Annotated in this window: 17 protein-coding genes; 10 read left to right on the top strand and 7 right to left on the bottom strand. The window is 65.9% G+C overall.

All coding sequences use genetic code 11. The features are described 5' to 3' along the window. Positions 1–212: 212 nt before the first annotated feature. The 3 genes from CIT39_RS06465 to CIT39_RS06455 form a co-directional block, all read right to left on the bottom strand. The gene (locus CIT39_RS06465) at positions 213–3518 is read right to left on the bottom strand and encodes an acetyl-CoA carboxylase family protein (RefSeq protein WP_094972892.1); all 3306 of its coding nucleotides are present in this window, start codon (positions 3516–3518) and stop codon (positions 213–215) included. A gap of 124 nt (positions 3519–3642) precedes the next feature. Continuing rightward, positions 3643–4311 carry an aspartate/glutamate racemase family protein gene (locus CIT39_RS06460; RefSeq protein ID WP_094972893.1) on the bottom strand — a complete coding sequence of 223 codons (669 nt, stop codon included), beginning with the start codon at positions 4309–4311 and terminating at the stop codon, positions 3643–3645. Position 4312: 1 nt separating this feature from the next. Beyond that, the gene (locus CIT39_RS06455; RefSeq protein WP_094972894.1) at positions 4313–5083 is read right to left on the bottom strand and encodes a GntR family transcriptional regulator; all 771 of its coding nucleotides are present in this window, start codon (positions 5081–5083) and stop codon (positions 4313–4315) included. Between the two features lie 200 nt (positions 5084–5283). Here CIT39_RS06455 and CIT39_RS06450 point away from each other — a divergent pair, with 200 nt between their 5' ends. From CIT39_RS06450 to CIT39_RS06420, 7 genes are all read left to right on the top strand, one after another. Beyond that, a complete protein-coding gene (locus CIT39_RS06450) occupies positions 5284–6408 on the top strand; it encodes an ABC transporter ATP-binding protein (protein WP_094972895.1) in 1125 nt (374 codons plus the stop codon). A gap of 1 nt (position 6409) precedes the next feature. Continuing rightward, positions 6410–7459, top strand: a complete 1050-nt coding sequence (locus CIT39_RS06445; RefSeq protein ID WP_094972896.1) for an ABC transporter substrate-binding protein — start codon at positions 6410–6412, stop codon at positions 7457–7459. Continuing rightward, a complete protein-coding gene (locus CIT39_RS06440) occupies positions 7460–8317 on the top strand; it encodes an ABC transporter permease (RefSeq protein WP_094972897.1) in 858 nt (285 codons plus the stop codon). Continuing rightward, positions 8307–9116, top strand: coding sequence for an ABC transporter permease (locus tag CIT39_RS06435; RefSeq protein ID WP_094972898.1), 810 nt, complete (start codon positions 8307–8309; stop codon positions 9114–9116). Before CIT39_RS06440 ends, CIT39_RS06435 begins: the two co-directional genes overlap by 11 nt. Before the next feature lie 2 nt (positions 9117–9118). Further along, a complete protein-coding gene (locus CIT39_RS06430; RefSeq protein ID WP_094972899.1) occupies positions 9119–10030 on the top strand; it encodes a polysaccharide deacetylase family protein in 912 nt (303 codons plus the stop codon). Positions 10031–10179: 149 nt separating this feature from the next. Continuing rightward, positions 10180–10680 carry a hypothetical protein gene (locus CIT39_RS06425; RefSeq protein WP_094972900.1) on the top strand — a complete coding sequence of 167 codons (501 nt, stop codon included), beginning with the start codon at positions 10180–10182 and terminating at the stop codon, positions 10678–10680. Positions 10681–10691: 11 nt separating this feature from the next. Further along, entirely contained in the window at positions 10692–11159 is a 468-nt protein-coding gene (locus CIT39_RS06420) for a hypothetical protein (RefSeq protein WP_094972901.1), read from the top strand. Positions 11160–11162: 3 nt separating this feature from the next. On the opposite strand, the gene CIT39_RS06415 is transcribed toward CIT39_RS06420, so the two are convergent. Beyond that, positions 11163–11762: a TetR/AcrR family transcriptional regulator gene (locus CIT39_RS06415; RefSeq protein ID WP_094972902.1), complete on the bottom strand. Its 600-nt coding sequence runs from the start codon at positions 11760–11762 to the stop codon at positions 11163–11165. Between the two features lie 160 nt (positions 11763–11922). Between CIT39_RS06415 and CIT39_RS06410 the strand changes: the two genes are divergently transcribed. Beyond that, the gene (locus tag CIT39_RS06410; protein WP_094973468.1) at positions 11923–12300 is read left to right on the top strand and encodes a tautomerase family protein; all 378 of its coding nucleotides are present in this window, start codon (positions 11923–11925) and stop codon (positions 12298–12300) included. A gap of 13 nt (positions 12301–12313) precedes the next feature. Here CIT39_RS06410 and CIT39_RS06405 read toward each other — a convergent pair whose 3' ends face one another. From CIT39_RS06405 to CIT39_RS06395, 3 genes are all read right to left on the bottom strand, one after another. Beyond that, positions 12314–13240 carry a CobW family GTP-binding protein gene (locus CIT39_RS06405; protein ID WP_094972903.1) on the bottom strand — a complete coding sequence of 309 codons (927 nt, stop codon included), beginning with the start codon at positions 13238–13240 and terminating at the stop codon, positions 12314–12316. A 3-nt stretch (positions 13241–13243) separates the two neighbouring features. After that, the gene (locus CIT39_RS06400; protein WP_162308372.1) at positions 13244–14734 is read right to left on the bottom strand and encodes an amidohydrolase family protein; all 1491 of its coding nucleotides are present in this window, start codon (positions 14732–14734) and stop codon (positions 13244–13246) included. A gap of 165 nt (positions 14735–14899) precedes the next feature. Beyond that, the gene (locus CIT39_RS06395; protein WP_094972904.1) at positions 14900–16060 is read right to left on the bottom strand and encodes an alpha/beta hydrolase family protein; all 1161 of its coding nucleotides are present in this window, start codon (positions 16058–16060) and stop codon (positions 14900–14902) included. Positions 16061–16850: 790 nt separating this feature from the next. Between CIT39_RS06395 and CIT39_RS06390 the strand changes: the two genes are divergently transcribed. Next, positions 16851–17060, top strand: a complete 210-nt coding sequence (locus CIT39_RS06390; RefSeq protein ID WP_094972905.1) for a hypothetical protein — start codon at positions 16851–16853, stop codon at positions 17058–17060. A 125-nt stretch (positions 17061–17185) separates the two neighbouring features. Then, positions 17186–18211 carry an alpha/beta hydrolase gene (locus CIT39_RS06385; protein WP_094972906.1) on the top strand — a complete coding sequence of 342 codons (1026 nt, stop codon included), beginning with the start codon at positions 17186–17188 and terminating at the stop codon, positions 18209–18211. Positions 18212–18219: the final 8 nt, after the last annotated feature.

Below are 18219 nucleotides of genomic sequence, written 5' to 3'. Positions count from 1 at the left end.
TGCAAAGTCTGGCACTACAGGCGGGGATGTCAATCGGGAACCGGGAACGGTTCTATGGCACGACGCCTCAGCGTCGTCATGGCCGGGCCTTGTCCCGGCCATCCACGTGCCGCGCGTGCGAAAGAACGTGGATGCCCGGGACAAGCCCGGGCATGACGGTGTGGAAACAGATTGCCTGGATCGCTAAAGCGCACTGAATTGCTGCACCGCCCTCACCACGTATCGATGCACGGCCGCTTCTTCGCCGTACGCGCCGGCGGCTTCGGCACGGACCGCAAGCCGGCCATGATCCAGCGCCGGGTCTCGGCGGGGTCGATGACGTTGTCGATCTCGAACACAGAAGCGATCGAGACCGCCTTGCCGTTGGCATAGAGCTCGGCGACCTTGTTGCGGTAATAGGTCTCGCGCTCCTCGGGATCGGCGATCGCCTCCATCTCTTTGCGGAAGCCGAGCCGGACGTAGCCCTCCAGGCCCATGCCGCCGAACTCGCCGGTCGGCCAGGCCGCGGTGAAGAACGACGCGTGGAAGCCGCCGCCGATCATCGACTGTGCGCCCAAGCCATAGCCCTTGCGCAGCACGATGCCGAACAGCGGCACGGTGAGGCTCGCGCCCGTCACGAACATGCGCGAGACATGGCGCACGATCGCGGTCTTCTCGGCTTCGGGACCGACCATGAAGCCGGGCGTGTCGCACAGCGAGACGATCGGCAGGTCGAAGGCGTCGCAGAGCTGCAGGAAGCGCGCGGCCTTGTCGCCGGCATCGGCGTCGATTGCGCCGCCGAGATGGCGCGGATTGTTGGCGATCAGGCCGAACGGCCTGCCCTCGATCCGGATCAGTGCGGTGACCATGCCGACGCCGTAGTCGCGGCGCAGCTCCAGCACGCTGCCCTTGTCGGCGACGAGATCGATCACGCTGCGGATATCGTAGACGCGCAGGCGGTTCTCGGGGATGGCCCGGCGCAGCAGGCGCTGATCGGCGGCCTGCCACTCCGACACCACGCCCTGGAAATAGGACAGGTATTTTTGCGCGACCCTCGTTGCCTCCTCCTCGTCCTCGACCAGGATGTCGATGACGCCGTTCGGCGACTGGAACGAGACAGGGCCGACCTCGGCCGGGTGATAGACGCCGAGCCCGCCGCCCTCGATCATCGCGGGCCCGCCCATGCCGATCGAGGCGTTCTTGGTCGCGATGATGACGTCGCAGCAGCCGAGCATCGCGGCGTTGCCGGCGAAGCAATAGCCGGAGACGACACCGATCACCGGCACGAGGCCGGAGAGCCTTGCGAACTGCACGAAGGAGGGGCCGTCGAGACCGGTCATGCCGAGCCGGTCGGTGTCGCCGGGCCGGCCGCCGCCGCCCTCGGCGTAGAACACCAGCGGCACGCGCCAGTCTTCCGCCAAGGTCAGCATGCGGTCGATCTTCTTGTGGTTCATGTGGCCCTGCGTGCCCGCGAGCACGGTGTAGTCGTAGGCCACGACGATGCAGCGCGCGCCCTCGGGTCCGAACTTGTCGCCATTGACGGTGGCGACGCCCATCACGAGGCCGTCAGCCGGCGTGTTCTTGATGAGATCGTCGAGCTTGCGGCGGCGGCGCTGCGCTGCGATCGCAAGGCTGCCATACTCCATGAACGAGCCGTCGTCGACGAGCTGGGCGACGTTCTCGCGCGCGGTGCGCTGGTTGGTGTTGCGGCGGCGCTCGACCGAGGCCGGACGGTTCGCATCCTGCGTATTGGCCTGACGCGCGATCAGTTCGGCCAGATCGGGGCGGATGTGATCGAGGTCGATATCGGCCTCGGCCGTCGCGCTGTCAGCCGCAACGTCGAGTGGCTCCAGATAGAGGATCGCCTCGCCATGCATCAGCGTGGCGCCGTCGCTGGCGGCGAGCTTCATGACGCGGCCGCCCTGCTCGGCCATGACCAGATGCTCCATCTTCATGGACTCGATCACGGCGAGCTGCTGGCCGGGGCGCACGATCTCGCCCGCCTTCACCTGAATGGTGACGATGGTGCCTTGCAACGGTGCTGCGACCATCACCGTGCCTTCAGGCACCACTTGCGCGACATGCGTCTCGGCACCGTGCGCGCCGCCTCGCTCGGACGGGGCGAAGTAGAGCGGCTTTGCCGCACCCTCGGCCGCCTCGACCAGCTTGGCGATGTTGCGATCGATGAAATCGGTCGCGATACGGTTGGTCCTGAAATCGGGATGCGCCAGCACCGCCTGAAGGAATGCGATATTGGTGACCACGCCGTCGATCCGGAATTCGCGCAAGGCGCGCGAAGCTTTTGCAACGACGTCATGCCAGGCTTCACCCGGCGTATGCACGATGACTTTTGCAAGCAGCGAGTCGAAGGCCGCGCTGGTCTTGTAGCCGGCGTAGCCAAAACTATCGACGCGCACGCCGGGCCCCGACGGCGGCTCGAACAATGCGAGCACGCCGCCGGTCGGATGCGTCGCGCCCGTTGCGTCCAGCGTCTCCATGTTGACGCGAAGCTGCATGGCGTAGCCGTGCGGCTTCGGGATCGATCCCTGCGCCAGGCCGAGTGAAGCGAGCGTCGCGCCTGATGCGACCGCGAGCTGGGCGCGGACGAGATCGAGCCCGAGCACTTCTTCGGTGACGGTGTGCTCGACCTGGAGCCGCGGATTGGCCTCGATGAAGGCAAAACTGTCCTCGGCGGTGCCGTCGACCAGGAACTCGAAGGTGCCGAGATTGTCGTAAGCGGCCGCGGTCGCAAGCTGCTTCGCCGCCTCGATGATGCGGCCGCGCAAGGGATCACTCAGCGACGGGCTGGGCGCCACCTCGATCAGCTTCTGGTGCCGGCGCTGGATGGTGCATTCGCGCTCCCAGAGGTGGGAGATCGCGCCGTGGCGGTCGCCGATGATTTGCACCTCGATATGACGCGCCTGCCGGATCAGCCGCTCGGCATAGACGCCGTCGAAGCCGAACGCCGCCTTGGCCTCGGACTGGCAGCGTGCATAGGCCTCCGCGAGATCGGCCGCGTTCTCCACCACGCGCATGCCGCGCCCGCCGCCGCCGGCCATGGCCTTAATCACGATCGCCGCATTATAGCCGAGCGAAGCGAAGAACGCCGCGATCTCCTCCAGCGAGGACGGCCCGCTGGTGCCGGCGATGATCGGCACGCCGCAACGTTTTGCCAATTGCCGGGCCGCGACCTTGTCGCCGAATAGTTCGAGCGCCGCCGGCTTCGGCCCAACGAAGGTGAGGCCCGCATCGGCGCAGGCTTTTGCGAACGCCGCGTTCTCGCTGAGGAAGCCGTAGCCGGGATGCACGGCATCGCAGCCGACGCTTGTTGCCGCCGTCACCACCGCCTCGATATCGAGATAGGCCCGGGCGCCGCGGCCGGGGATTTCGACGGCTTCGTCGGCCCCCCGCACGTGCAGCGACAGCGCATCATCGGCGGGATGGATCGCAACGGTCGCGATGCCGGCATCGGCCGCCGCGCGCGCGATGCGGATGGCGATCTCGCCGCGATTGGCGATCAGCAGCTTCTTGAACGACATGCAGCGGTCTCCGTGCCCGCAAGCATGCGGGTTGGCCAATTCGATGATCCTGCTTCATCACTTTAACCGCTGTCGTCAAGGCTGGGGAGGCCGGTTGCGACGACCGCTCCCGCAGGCCGGAATATCAGCCGGCCGCACGCGCTGTGATGAGACCAATAATCCGCGCCACGGCAGACGGGATCGGTGCGATGATCGGCACGGTGAACATCGGCTGAAGTTTTCGCGCAGCCTCGCCGAGCGGCCCACCTCCGATGATCACAGCCTCGGCTCCGTCCTGCACGATGCAGGCTTCGACCGCGTCGGCAAGGGCAGCGCGCAGCCGTTCCGGATCGCGCATCAGGTCGTGCGGATCGCCATCGGCGAAGCGCGTGCCCGTATAGCTGGATCGCAAGCCCAGCGCTTCAGGCAAGGCGTCGATCCTCGCCTCGAGCAGCGGCGTTGTGGTCGCCACGCCGAAGCGACGACCACCTTCGGCCGCCGCGCGCATCGACGCCTCGCCGATGCCGACCGCAGGCAGCTTCAGCGCGCTCCTGATCCCGGCGAGACCCGGGTCGCCGAACGCAGCGACGATCATGCCGTCGTAGAGGTTCCGGTGCGCACCCGCGATCTCCTCGACCTCGGGCGCGGCCGCGTCCAGCGCATCGGCCGAAACGATCATTGGGGGAGCGCGTGTTGCCGTGGCGCCGACGATGTCGAAGCCGTCGGGAACTTCGGACCTCGCAATGGCGACCATCATCGCCGTGGTCGCCTCGAGGCTGTTGGGATTGATCAGGAGGATGCGACGACCAGACATGTCAGGCGCCGGCTCGTGAACGCGCACCAATCTCCTTGAAGATCGCGGTGAGTTCGTCGACCTCGTCTGCGCCCTCCTTCGGCTGGATCCGCTGTTCCATCTCCTCAATGTGATGACGCATCGCATGGATCGCGCCCGCCTTGTCCCGGGCGAGGATCAACGCCCCGATGTCCGGGTGCGCGTCCGGCGAGCAATCCGGCTCGCCCGGCTGCTCGAACGTCGCGATCGCCAGCGATGTCCGCAGCATCAGCTCGCGCGACATGTCCAACAGAACGCGGTTGCCTGCAAGCTTGGCGACCAGGATATGGAATTCCGCCGTGAGCGACAGCGAGGCCCAGCGATCGTTGCGATCGTGGCGCGCCTCCAGCTCCATGTGCGCCTTCAGCGCGGCTCTCCCGGACTTGTCCAACCGGTCGACCGCCGCGGCGACCGCGGCGACCTCGATGACGCGGCGCGCGGCGAAGATGTCCTGCGCCTCCTCCCAGCTCGGCCGATACACGAAGGCGCCGCGGTTGGGGATCTGCATCACCACCTTGCGCGAGGCGAGATGGGCGAGCGCCTGCCGGATGTGAATCCGCGTCGTGCCGAAGGCGGAAGCGAGCTTGTCCTCGCCGAGCTTGGCGCCGGGCTTCAGCCGCTTCTGGCTGATCGCGGTCAGAATGCCCTGGACCACCGGATCGTCGTCGACGCTGCGCGGATCGGCGGCATCCGGCTCGACGCGCTTCGGCTCGGCACGCTTGGTCTTGCGCTTGAGAGGACGGCTTCGCTTCATGTCCTGCTTTTACAGGATTCCCGGTTGTTGCCGCAGCCCATTTTTTGCACAAAGTATCTGCCATACTGTTTACAATATAGACAATAAATTGGCGCCAATCTCTGGCGCCCTAAAATTAGCACAGCATCGACAACACCTTAGCGGGCAGCCCGCACTGGCACGGCGATTGCTAACCCTCCTTCCGCAGGACAATGCGAGGGATGGAGCTGACGTTGAGTGACGTGCGCGGACATTCGCTGGATCTGAAGGGCATCGGCCACGCTTTCGGCGCGACCGTCGCGCTCGACGAGATCGAGCTTGCCGTCGCGGCAGGAGAGCTGATCGCGCTGCTCGGGCCGTCAGGCTGCGGCAAGACCACGATGCTCCAGATCATCGCCGGCTTCCTGCGCCCGTCCAAGGGCGAGGTTCGCTTCGACGGCGCGCGGGTCGAGCACATTCCCGCCAATCGCCGCCGCATCGGCATGGTATTCCAGAACTACGCGCTGTTTCCGCATCTCACCGTGTTCGAGAACGTCGCCTATGGATTGCGGGCGCGCAAACGGCCGAATGCTGAAGTCGCAGCGAAAGTCGAGCAGATGCTCGGGCTTGCCCAGATGGCGCAGTTTGCGCACCGGCTGCCCGGCGAACTCTCGGGCGGACAGCAGCAGCGCGTGGCGCTGGCACGCGCGCTTGCGATCGATCCGGGCCTCGTCCTGCTCGACGAGCCGTTCTCGGCGCTCGACAAGAATCTGCGCCTCGACATGCAAATCGAGATCAAGACCCTGCTGAAGACCTTCGGCGTCACCTCCATCATCGTCACGCACGACCAGGAGGAGGCGCTGTCGATGGCCGACCGCATCGTCGTGCTCAACAAGGGACGCATCGAGCAGATCGACAGTCCGGATGCGCTCTACGACCGGCCGGCCAGCCTCTTCATATCGAGCTTCATCGGTCACACCAATTTGCTGCGCGGCACCGTAACCGAGACCGATCGCGTGCTGCTGGAGGCCGGTCCCGAGATCGACCTTGGGCGCTCCGCGCAACGTCGGCGCGGAACGCCGGTGACGATCTCGGTGCGGCCCGAAAACATCGCATTCGGCGCCGCCGACCGACCCGGCGCCATTCCCGTCACGATCCGCGCCACCGTACCCCTCGGCGCGGTCAGCGTCACCGAGGGCCTGACGGCGAGCGGCGAGGCCGTGAAGATCAGTCAGGCGCGCGCCGCGACAACCGCAAAGGCGCGGACCGGAGAGACGGCATGGCTCGCGATCACCGACACCTCGCGCGTCAGCATTTTCAGCACGCCGGCCGACGGCGTCCATGACCATCAGCAAAGGAGTGTTTGACATGAGCCTATCCCGGAGATCGCTGCTCACCTCAGGTTCGGCCGCGCTCGCGGCGGCAAGCTGGGGATGGCCGACATCGTCGCGCGCCGCGACCTCGATCGTGGCGACAACCTATCCCGGCAGCTTCGACGAAGCCTTCCGCGCCGTGGTCGGGCCGGCCTTCAAGAGAACCAGCGACAGCAGCGTCACCTTTACGCCGCTGCTCGGTGTCGACCAGATCGGCAAGATCCAGGCCTCGCGCAATGCGCCGCCCTTCGACGTGGTGCTGTTCGACGAGGGCCCGCTGATCCCGGCGATTGCGAGCGGCGTGCTGGAGAAGTTCCCGGCGGAACAGTCGAAATCCTTTGCCGACATTCCAAGCGCGTTCCGCCATCCCGACGGTTACGCCCCTGTCGTCACCTGTCAGTTGATCGGCATCGCCTACAATCCGAAGAAGATCACGACGCCACCGACCTCGTGGGAAGACCTTTGGAAGCCCGAGTACAAGGGCCGCGTCGGCATCACCGGGCTCGGCTCGAGCCTCGGCACCGCCTTCATGGTCGAGATCGCCAAACTCAACGGCGGCTCGGAGACCAATATCGAGCCGGCTTTCGAAGCCATCAAGAAGCTGCTGCCGAACGTCGGCGCGATCGCGGCCTCGCCCGGCGCGCTGGCCGCGCTGTTCCAGCAGGGCGAGATCGATATCGCCTTCAATTTCTGGAACAACGTGGCACTGCTGGCCGCAAAGGGCGTCGACATCGCCTTCGCCAAGCCGAAGTCGGGCGCCGTCGTGATCCGCACCAGTGCGCAGATCGTCAAGAACAACCAGGACCCGAAGCTGGTGCTCGACTATCTCGACACCGTGATGTCGGTCGCCGCGCAAAAGGGGCTCGAGGCCGCGCCCTGGGTGATGATGCCGACCAACAGCAAGGTGGCGCTAACCGGCGCGAACCTCACTGTGGCCAAGAGCGTCGACGACCTCGTCGCCAACAACGTGCTGCTCGACTGGACCAAGTTCCAGGCGATGCGCGGCGAATGGATCACCCGCTTCAGCAAGGAAGTGAAGATCTAGATGTCGCCGGCCGACACGACCGCGTCCCGACAGTTGCTGCCGGTGGTCCCGCTGGCAGCGCTGTTCTTCGCAGCCTTCGTGCTGCCGCTGGCCGCACTCGTGCTGGTCAGCCTGTTTCGGGACCCGCAATTCTCCGGCCTCTCGCTGGTCCAATATGTGCGATTCCTGTCCGATCCGTTCAGCCTCAAGGTGCTGTCGGACACGCTTTGGTTGGGAGCGGAGGTCGCGTTGGCGACGCTGTTCCTCGCCTATCCGCTCGCGCTCGTCTATGTCGGGAGCAGTCAGTTCATGCGCACGCTGATCACCTTCCTGATCATGCTGCCGCTGCTGACAAGCACGGTGGTGCGCACCTTCGCCTGGATCGTCATCCTCGGCCGCGACGGCATCGTCAACTCGGCGATGCTGTCGCTGGGGTTCTGGCAAGCGCCGGCGCGACTGCTGTACACCTGGGAGGGCATGGTGCTGGCGCTGACGCAGATCCAGCTTCCCCTGATGGCGCTGCCTGTCATCAACAGCCTGCTGCGGCTCGACGGTAATCTGACACGGGCTGCCGAGGGATTGGGTGCAAGCCGCGCCCGCATCTTCATCACCATCGTGCTGCCGCTGACGCTCCCGGGCGCCATCGCCGGCTGGCTGCTCGTCTTTGCAGCGGCTGCAACCGCCTTCATCACCCAGACGCTGGTCGGCGGCGGGCGCATCATCCTGATGCCGTCCTATATCTACCAGCAGGCCGTCGGCGTGCAGGACTGGCCGTTCGCGGCTGCGCTATCGCTGATCTTCACGCTGGCCGTGACCGGGATCGTCTTTGCGATCGGTGCGCTGTCCCGCCGCTACGTGCGAGGCGTCGATGCAGCGTAGCCTGGTCGACCGGGTCTATTCCGCCGTCGTCGGTACGATCACCGGCTTCGGCATGCTCCTGCTGCTGGCGCCGACGCTGGTCGTCCTCGTCATCTCCTTCACCGGCGGCATCACGCTGAAATTCCCGCCGCCGAGCTGGTCGCTGCGCTGGTATGTCGAGCTGCTGCAATCGCAGGAGATCATGGACCCAGCATTGACGAGCCTGAAAATAGCCGCGGCGGCGACAATCCTTTCCGCGGTGCTCGGCGGCGCGGCAGCGCTCGGGCTCGCACGGAGCAAATTGAAGATCGCCCGCGCGCTGGATGCGCTTTTCATGTCGCCTATGGTACTGCCCGCGATGGCCTTCGGCCTGTCGCTGCTGCTGGTCTTCAACCTGCTCGGCATCCGCCTGTCCGCGGCGACGCTGGTGCTCGGCCACACCGTCATCTGCGTGCCCTTCGTGATCCGGATGGTCGGGGCCTCCGTGCAGCAGCTCAATCCGGTGCTGATCACCTGCTCGCTCAGCCTCGGCGCCAGCCGCTGGTACACGTTCCGTCGAATCACGCTGCCATTGATCCGCCGCGGCATCGCCGCGAGCTGCTTCGTCGCGTTCCTGACCTCGTTCGACAACGTGCCGGTGTCACTGTTCCTGGCCGATGCCCGCACCGAGGTCCTGCCGATCAAGCTCTGGGCGATCCTCGAAGGCAGCCTCGACGTCCGGGTCGCCGCCGTCTCGGGCGTGATCGTGCTGTTGACGCTCGCCGGCCTCGTCTGCGCCGAAATCTTCGGCGGTGTCAGCCGCCAGATCGGGAATCGCTGATCATGCCGATTGAACGCGATCTACGAGGATACGGGAGGGCACGCCCGGATATCATCTGGCCCAACGGCGCCCGCGTCGCGGTGTCGCTCGTGGTGAACTTCGAGGAAGGCGCAGAACTCGCCGTCGAGCAGGGCGACGCCGAGACCGAGCACTACGGCGAGGTCGCTTCGACGTCGCCGCCGGGGGTCCGAGATCTCGTGCAGGAGCAGGTGTTCGACTACGGCATGCGCGCAGGCCTGTGGCGCTTCCTCGACGCCTTTGCCGACGCGAATGTCCGCTCGACCTTCATGATGTGCGGCCGCGCGGTCGAGCGTGTGCCTGAGCTTGCTCGCGCCGTGATCGAAGCGGGACACGAGCCGGCGGTGCACGGCTGGCGCTGGTTGCCGCACGCGCGCTACGGCGATCCCGAGACCGAGCGTCGTGACATCGAGCGGACGCGCGACGTCATTGCCCGCGCCACCGGCGTCACGCCGGCCGGCTTCATGTCGCGCGGCAGCCAGAGCGCCTGGACGCGCGACCTCCTGACCGATCTCGGTTTCGCCTATGACTCCAACGCACTCGACGACGACCTGCCCTATTGGAGCCGTTCGCCGCGAGGGTCGATGCTGATCCTGCCCTACGGCTTCGACACCAACGACATGAAGTTTTTCCATCCGAATGGTTTCGTGCAGCCCGAGGATTTCTCGGACTATGTCGGTGCCGCGCTTGCGACGCTGGTCGAGGAGGCCGAACGCGGCCGCTCCGCGATGCTGTCGATCGGCTTCCACCTGCGCATTTGCGGCCGGCCCGCGCGTTTCCGCGCAGTGAAGGCCATTCTCGCGGAACTGGCGCGGCTCGAAGGCCGGGTCTGGGTGGCGACACGTGCCGACATCGCGAAGCATTTTCGCGGTGTCGCCAGCGAGCGGCGGACCTAGCTCAGGCATTCGAATCTAAACCTCTTCAAATCTAGAAGCCCTCGATATCGCCCCTGCGAGCGTTGACTTGGAGAGAGCTCCGGCAGAACGATCGATGCAGACGATCAGCGCCAGCTGCGGCGCGGGCGCAGCCAGGATCCAGAGGCTCCATGCATCAATCGACATCATCAGGATCTCTCGAGCTTCCGGCGCTCAGCGCCGCGGAGCGACTCTTCATCTGGGGATTTCGCGCCAAGGCACGCAGTGGAGGCGCCGTTCCGACCGCAGCCGACATCCAGGAGGTGTACGACCATTTCCGCGTCGGCGATGCCGTGCTTTCGCTGGAATCCATCATCGAGATCTTCGCCTGCACGGCCCACACCGCGATCGAAGTGCACTGCCCGACCTGTCCGCGCATATCGGACAGCGAGCAAGGGATTCTGCACGCCATCGCCGCGGCACAGCAGGATCGCATCGACATCGTGCGCGAACGGTTCGAGAGCTGGCTGCCGCCGGTCGGTGCCGATTGGGCGTTGGCGCCGGTGCGGGGGCTCGCCGCGATCTTCCGCGTCGCGGGTCTCATCCTGCCCGACCGGCAGGTGCGGTCATTCGACCGGGACCGGACCATGGCGATGAAGAGCTGGCTGGTCGGAAGTCCGACATTGCACTGACGAGACCGTTCATGACCCCCGATATTTGCGGTTCTGTGCCGGACGCCGGCCAATCGCGGCTCTGTCCGCTCCAGTCCGCGCTTGGAGCGCGCCCCTGCGTCGACAATTACGATGATTTCTGCCGCGTCGCGCTGTCGCTGTTCCGCTTCATCGGAGCGGCCTATTCGACCGGCGCCTCCGATTGCTGGGAAGCCGCCTATCGCTTTGCCGACGAGGCGCCTGATATTGCCGACAGTCCGCTGCTGGTGGCGCGGGTGGCCGCGCTGGTGAGAATCCTGCGCAGCGGCCGGCCATGCGAGCTGTGTTTCATGCCGCCGTCCTGTCGTCGGCTGTCGAAGGACGAGACTGAATTGATGCGGTTTCTTGCGGTCGCGCGCCGCAAGCAGCCGGGCGAGCTCGAATCCATCGTCTGCGCCTTCGTCGGCTCCGGCCAGGAAGATGCAGCGACGCGGGCGGTCAACGCGCTTGCGTTGTGCTGACACCTAGCCGCCCTTCCTGCCGAGCAGGAGATCGATGGTGTGCGCAGCGATCTTGCGCAATTGGGGCTCGTCGTCGAAGGCACGTTCGAGCACGGCGAGGCCGCGCGTCACGGTGACGATGTGCAGCGCCGCGGCCGCGGCATTGCCGTCGAACTCGCCGCGCGCCGCACCGGCCGACAACGTGTCTTGCACCAGAGCGGTGATGCGCGAGATGAGGCCCGCAAAGACCAGGCGCGCGTCTTCATCGAGCCCCTCGCCTTCGGCGGCGCCGAGCTCCATCAGGCCGCGCGTGGTCGGACATCCCCGCGGCGGCTTGCCCGCGCGGAAATTGGTGATGGTCAGATCGAAGAACGCCGTGAGGCGCTTTCGCAAGCTGCCCGTCGCCAGGGCTTTCTGCAGCGCTGCGAGATAATCCCCCGCGTAGCGTTCATAGGCCTGCAGGAACAGCGCTTCCTTGCTGCCGAAGGCGTTGTAGAGGCTGCCGCGTTGGACCCCGGCATCGCGCGCGATGTCGGACAGCGAGGTGCCGCGCACGCCGTTGCGCCAGAACTGGTCGAACGCGATGCGCAGGACCTCGTCGTGATCGAATTCGCGCGGCCTCAAACCTGCTCCTCTAAATTATTTGACACGATGTCAAGAACATGCTTTCTAGACAATGTGTCAAAAACTAACTGGGATTGATAGGCCGTTTCGTCAACGAGCTGGACCGCCGGCGCGGATGACGCGCCATGGCCGTCCGCGCCCGCATGCAAATGGACCCACGATGCCTCTCCTTCACATCTCGATGCGCGCCGGCAAGCCGGAAGCCTACCGGCAGGCGATCCTGGACGGCCTCTATCGCGCCATGCGCGAGGCGCTCAACGTGCCCGAGGGCGATGCGTTCATGGCCATCACCGAGCATGAGCCGGCGAACTTCCGCTGCGGCAATGCCTACGGCGTCGAGCGTAGCATTGATGCGGTGCTGATTCAGATCACCGTGTTCGCCTCGCGGACCCCTGAACAGAAGAAGGCGCTGTATCGCCGGATCGCGGAGCTGCTCGGCGAAAATCCTGGCATCCGCCCCGAGGACGTGTTCGTAAACGTGCTCGATGCCCCCAAGGAGAACTGGTCCGTCGGTCACGGCATCGCGCAGTTCGCGTGAGGCGACTCCAGTCTCAACCGGCAACGCAAGCCTCCATGATGCCGTCGAGTTCGGCTTTCGACAGCACGCCGAGCTCGGCGATGAACACGATTCGCGTCCGCGGCACGCCCGGCGCGGGCGCATCGCCCGGGGCCAGCGTGGCGCGGCCCGCGGCGAATTGAAACACCACCTGGCGTCCGGGCTGCTCGATGGTTTCGAACAGGCCTTTGGCGCGCGCCAGTTTCGGCGCCAGTCTGCCGATGGCCTGCTGCAGGCGGGGCAGCGAGATCGGGCGGTCCGACGTCCAGCTCAGCGTCTCGAAGCGCTCTTCTGTCGGGCGTTTCGGGCCCGGATCGCGCTGCGCGGGTGCACGCGCGACGTTCGCTGGAAATAGCAGCGCGGACGGAATCTCGCCATGCCGCGCATCGACCACCACGGCAGGAAGGCGCAAGGCGCGGATGGCCTGACGCATCCGCGTACCCGCGCCCTCGTCCGCCAGATCCAGCTTGGTCAAGGCCACGATATCGGCAACGCGCAATTGCGAACGCTGGAGGGCGTCGTCCAGCGCGGCCAGCGGTGTCGCGGCGTCGATCACGCACAGCACCGTCTCCAGCGGCGCCTCGCGCAGGATCACCGGGTCCATCAGATTTCGAACGATGTCGGCGGGATCGGCGACGCCGCTGGTCTCGATGACGATATGTTCGGGCTTCGGATCCCGCCGCAGCAGCGTCGAGAGCGTGCGCAGCAGATCGCCTTCGAGCGAGCAGCAGATGCAGCCGTTGGCGAGACTGACCACGCCGTCGCTGGCGCCCGCGATCAGTTCCGCATCGATGTTGATGGCGCCGAAATCGTTGACGATCGCGGCGATCCGCCGTCCCTCCGCATGCGCCAGCAGATGGTTCACCACCGTGGTCTTGCCCGCCCCCAGAAAGCCCGTCACCAGGAGAATGGGGACCGGCATGGGTCAGCCCCCGACGACGGGGCGGCGCACCGGCTTGCCCGGCCGCGCCGCGAGGTCCAGCGCGCCATCACTGATCAGCACCTGGCCGCTGACCACGAGATGCCGCACGCCTTCGGAGGGACGGTTCATCGCCGTGAAGGTGGCGCGGTCGGAGAGTTGTTCGTAGTCGAACACGACGATGTCGGCGTCCGCGTCCTTCGCGAGCCGGCCCTTGGCACGCATGGCCGGCGTGCTCTGTGCCAGGATTTCCGCCGGGATCAGCGCGCATTTGCGCACGCCTTCGAGCAGCGACACGGTCTTGCGCTCGCGCACCCATTCGCGGATGAAGCGGGTGAAGCAGCCGGCCGAGCGCGGATGCGAGGTGGCATCGTCAGGCAGCGGCCAGGCATCGCCGGTGTAGGTCTTGCCGTCCGACGTCGTCCACGGCATCGCATCGGACGCGATCGCGCCGCCGGGATACAGCACCGACATGTCGAGCAGGTCGCGGTGATGCGCATTGTTCTCGATGTCGAGGATGTGCCAGAGCACCAGCGAGGACGGCTCTTCGGCCTGCGCCTTCAGGAGCTCCTCGCGGTCGTGGAAGCGATAGCCGTCGGTCACGCGCTGCACCGAATCGTAGCCGGTGCCGTTGCGCTCGACGAATTCGGGGTCGCTGAAGAAGGCCGCGGCCAGCACGGTGGAGCCGGTGCCGTAAGGATAGGCCTCGACCGTGATGGGCAGGCCCTGCGCCTGCGCTTTCGCGATCAGCGCGCGGCAACGCTCGACGTCGGTCTTGCTCGACGAGTTGAAATGGCAGATGTGCATGTGCGCGCCGGTGGCGCCGGCATAACCGATCAGGCGGATATAGGCTTCCACCGCGCTTTCGGGGTCGATGCGCGACATGAAGGCGACATGGGTGAAGGTCGGCACGTTCTGCGCCGCGGCGAGCTGGCAGACCGCGGTCAGCTCCTGCACGCCGGCGCCCGGCGCGTAGGCATTGAGGATGCCGATGCCGATGCCGCCCTCGTCGAGGCCACGGCCGAGACGCTCGAGAACGCCCGCGACTTCCGCATCGCTCGCCACATTGTCCATCCAGCGGCGATCGCGCATGGCATTGCCGAACGCCTCCAGCGAGCTCTCGGCGTTCGAGCCCGTCATCGCGCCGATGCGCGCAAACGCCCAGTTTGTGGCGGCGCCGTAGTTCAGCACCCGGCCTTTTCTCGCCTGGCGCTCGTACCAGGACCCGACCGGCAGCACGCCGGCCTCGAGATCGAGCGTCGTCGTGACGCCGTCGAACGCCTGCATGCGGTCGGCCGGAATGGACTGGCCATGCGCGTGCAGGTCGATGAAGCCGGGCGCGACCACGAGGCCGGTGGCGTCTATCACCCGCTCGGCGCCGCCGAGGTCCGTGCCGACGGCAGCGATCCTGCCGTCCACCACCGCCACATCGCCAACGGCGTCCATCCCGCTCGCGGGGTCCACCACCCGGCCGCCGCTGATTACCAACCCGCTCATATCGTCACTCCGAAAGCTATTGCCAAAACCGCCAAAGGCCCGGCAGCAGCTTTGGAGGCGGAGACCGGCCGCATCGCGCACCGTCCCGGCGCGCATAGAGGCAGATTTTCGGGGGAACGACTACCGCCGCCGATGCCGACGCATCATGCGGAATCGCGCGCGCCATCAGAGCCCGTCAAACCAGGATTTCCACTTCGGCACCGCCGTCGCGAAGGTGCCGCGATGGCTGGTGCTGCCGGTCGAGACGGCCTCGACCGCCATGTTGCCGCTGCCGATCGCGCGCTGATAGGTCATGGCGAGCTGGCCCAGCCCGACGCTGATGGCTTCGTCGGTCTCGCCGTAATAGTTGCGGACCGGGCTCTTGACGATCCAGCGATACGCCTGGGTCTGCGCGACCAGCCGTCCGTAGGCCGATGCCGCAAAGAACTGCGGATCGAAATAGTCGGCGCGGATCAGCTTGTGCAGGTCGGTGGGGACGTCGGCCGGATTGAAGGGTTCGCGCGTGTAAGCCTTGCGCGACACGTCGTAATAGGCATCCGCGATCAGCGAGCGCGCGAGCCCCGGCACGCCGTAATAATTCTCGAACGAGAATGCCGTCAGGATGAATAGCGAATTCACCCAGCTCGCATCGTTCTTGCGCGGGAAGCTGAGAAAGCCGTTCAGCGCCACGAACGCGTCGACCGGCGCGCTCGCGGTGGCGGCGGCGTCGACCTTGGTGCCCGATTGCTCGAGCTTCTCGAGCATGGCCATGGTCACGAACCCGCCTTGCGACCAGCCGGCGAGAAACAGTTTCGTTGTGGTGAGCTTGAGGTGATCGAGCACGGCGCGGCTTGCGATCAGCATGTCGTAGGTCGCCTGCTGGTGGCTCGCCTTGACCATGTAGCCTTCCGGCTCGGACGACGTGCCCAGCCCGAAATAGTCGGCGCCGACTACCACGTAGCCCTGCCCTGCGAACTGGGCGATCATCAATTGCGTTTCCGGCGACTGCTGCGGAAACGAAGGAACCTCCTGCTTCCCGTAGACGGTGCCGTGCTGATACGACACCATCGGGAACGAGGTGCCGCTGTCCTCGGGGATCGCGAGCAGGCCGGAGGCGACCGTCGGCTTGTTGCCGCGCTCGGGCACGACGGACGGATAGGTCACGCGATAGAGCCGGACGGCATTGCGCGCCGGGCTGTAGGCTGTCGTGATCCCGGCGAAGGCAGGCGTATCGACCTGCAGAATCTTGTTGAGCTGATCGGCATCCCAGCGCGCAATGCGCTGATATTCGATGCCGGCCGGTAATTTGACGACCTGGCCTTCCTGCGCGTGGGCGGAGGCCCCCATGAGGAGTTGGACGAGCAGCAGGAGAGAGAAACGCCAAGCCGATATCATGCAGGAGACCCGTGGCAAGAAAGCGTGGAACGAGAAGGTGACAGGCCTAAGCGTGTTCGGTTGAGATTGTGTTGCACCTGGCCTCGCGCCAAGCTGGAACCGGCCTGTCGAGCCGTGCGCGATTGTCGCAGGTCGGTCGTGGCACGCGTTCGCGGTCTCGCGGCAATGATTTGCCCGAGCTGTGCTCTTCTTCACACCCTCTCGGAAAGAAAGGGTGCAGGGAAGGCCGGGCGCCGGCTGGCACCCGTAAAGACCCCCGTGCTGAACAGATGCACACGCCGTGCACAGGGGAGACACAGGGCAGCCGATACCAGGCCTTCCCTGCGCGATGGTCTGACGGCCAATATGCCGCGCTCTCCCGGGAGCCGAACTTTCCTTTTGGCCTCCCTCGCCATTCGAATTGACGATGCCGCTCGCCCGGTTGAGCTCGCGCGCATCTTCGAACAGCTTGACCGTGGCAACGACGGCCAGGACGACGCGGTTTTGCCGTACGCAGGAGCGCCGTTCGTCTTCGCGGGTCACGCGCGCTCACGAGGTTCTCTCGCCCTGCACGCGCAAGCTCCGCCTTGACGCCCCCCGCGTCCACCGCAATCCCCGCCCGCGCTCGAAACGACGTACGACCGCCCCTCATGTGGGCGAGGACGGCTCGACACATACGATAACTCCGAATTTCGGTAAAGTGGAATATTTTCGTGGGCGGAGGGCTGACAGCCGATGCGGCTGTTTTGCCCGACGATCCAATTTGGCCCGCGCCGTTGCGCGCCTTCGCGAACTTCTGCCGGACGATTTTGATGACGTGTATTATTTCGACAAGCGAAGCGCCCAACCGAAGTTCAAGTCGCTGGTCGCCAGACGAGGCGCGATCGAGCGCTGGCGTGTTTTCGAGAATGACGCGCCAAAGCAAGCGCTTCGCGCGTGGTGCGCGCTCCATTCGATCGAAATCACGGACTGATCTGACGCTCGTCCGAACGCCGTGACGAACCGACCGCGAAGCTGCTCCGCCGTCTTCTCGCCTGCATTGTCATTCAGGGACTGGGCGGGGCGGCGTTATGGCGGGCAAGTTCCCAAAGGTTCCATGTGATCGTTAGATCTCTTCTGCAACGCGACTCCCGCCATGTTGTTTCGCGCCGCGCCGTCCTGGGCGGACTTCTGTCGGCAGGGAGTTCCGTTGCTCTCGGCGGATGCGCAGGTCTCGGCGCGACCGGCGCGCGCTTCGACGCGTCGTCGCTGTCAGCTGATCCCACAGTGCTCGTCGCCACCACGCGCAAGCCCGTGAACGGCGGTCGCACGAAGCCCTGGTTCGGGCCGGAGCGCGCGACGAGCATGACGATCGCGCGGGCCAGGCTGGTGGCGCCGGACGAGAGCCGTCTTTCTCTCGCCTCGGTTGGAATCGGCGATTGGCGCCTTGATCGGCTCGAACCGGTGTCGGCCGACGCCGGCGATCTCGCCGCGCAGGTCGGGACAGGCGACGTGCTGATCTATGTGCACGGCTTCAAGCAGACATTCGAGACGGCCGTGCTGGATGCCGCCCACCTCTCCGACGGGATCAAGTTCCGCGGCCGGACGATGGTGTTCTCCTGGCCCTCCAAGGACGGACTGTTCGACTATGCCTATGACCGCGACAGCGCGATGTGGTCCCGCGACGCTTTCGAACGCGTGCTCTCAGCGCTCGTGTCGACACCAGGCGCCGGCCGCGTGCACATTGTCGCCCACAGCATGGGAACCATGCTGACGCTCGAAAGCCTGCGTCAACTCTATGCGAAATACGGCGACACCGTCACGGGCAAGATCGGCGCGGTGGTGTTTGCCGCACCCGACATCGACATGGACGTGTTCTCGTCGGCGATCCAGCGCATCGGTCCGCTGGCCGGCAAGATCACCGTGATCGCCTCGACGAACGATCGCGCATTGGCGCTGTCGGGACAGCTCGCAGGCGGCATGACGAGGGTCGGCGCCGCCGAAAAGGCCGCCATCGCACGGCTCGGCGTGCGCGTGGTCGATGCGTCAGCGGAAGGCTGGGGCATCATCAACCACGATTTGTTCCTGTCGAATGGGGATGTGCAGAAGGTGATCCGGCGGTCGATTGATGGGACGACGGCGTAGGGAGCGGC

This window comes from Bradyrhizobium symbiodeficiens, from assembly GCF_002266465.3.
Lineage (GTDB): Bacteria > Pseudomonadota > Alphaproteobacteria > Rhizobiales > Xanthobacteraceae > Bradyrhizobium > Bradyrhizobium symbiodeficiens.
Note: the sequence above shows the minus strand (reverse complement) of the source record. Positions and strands in the feature narration are given on the sequence as shown.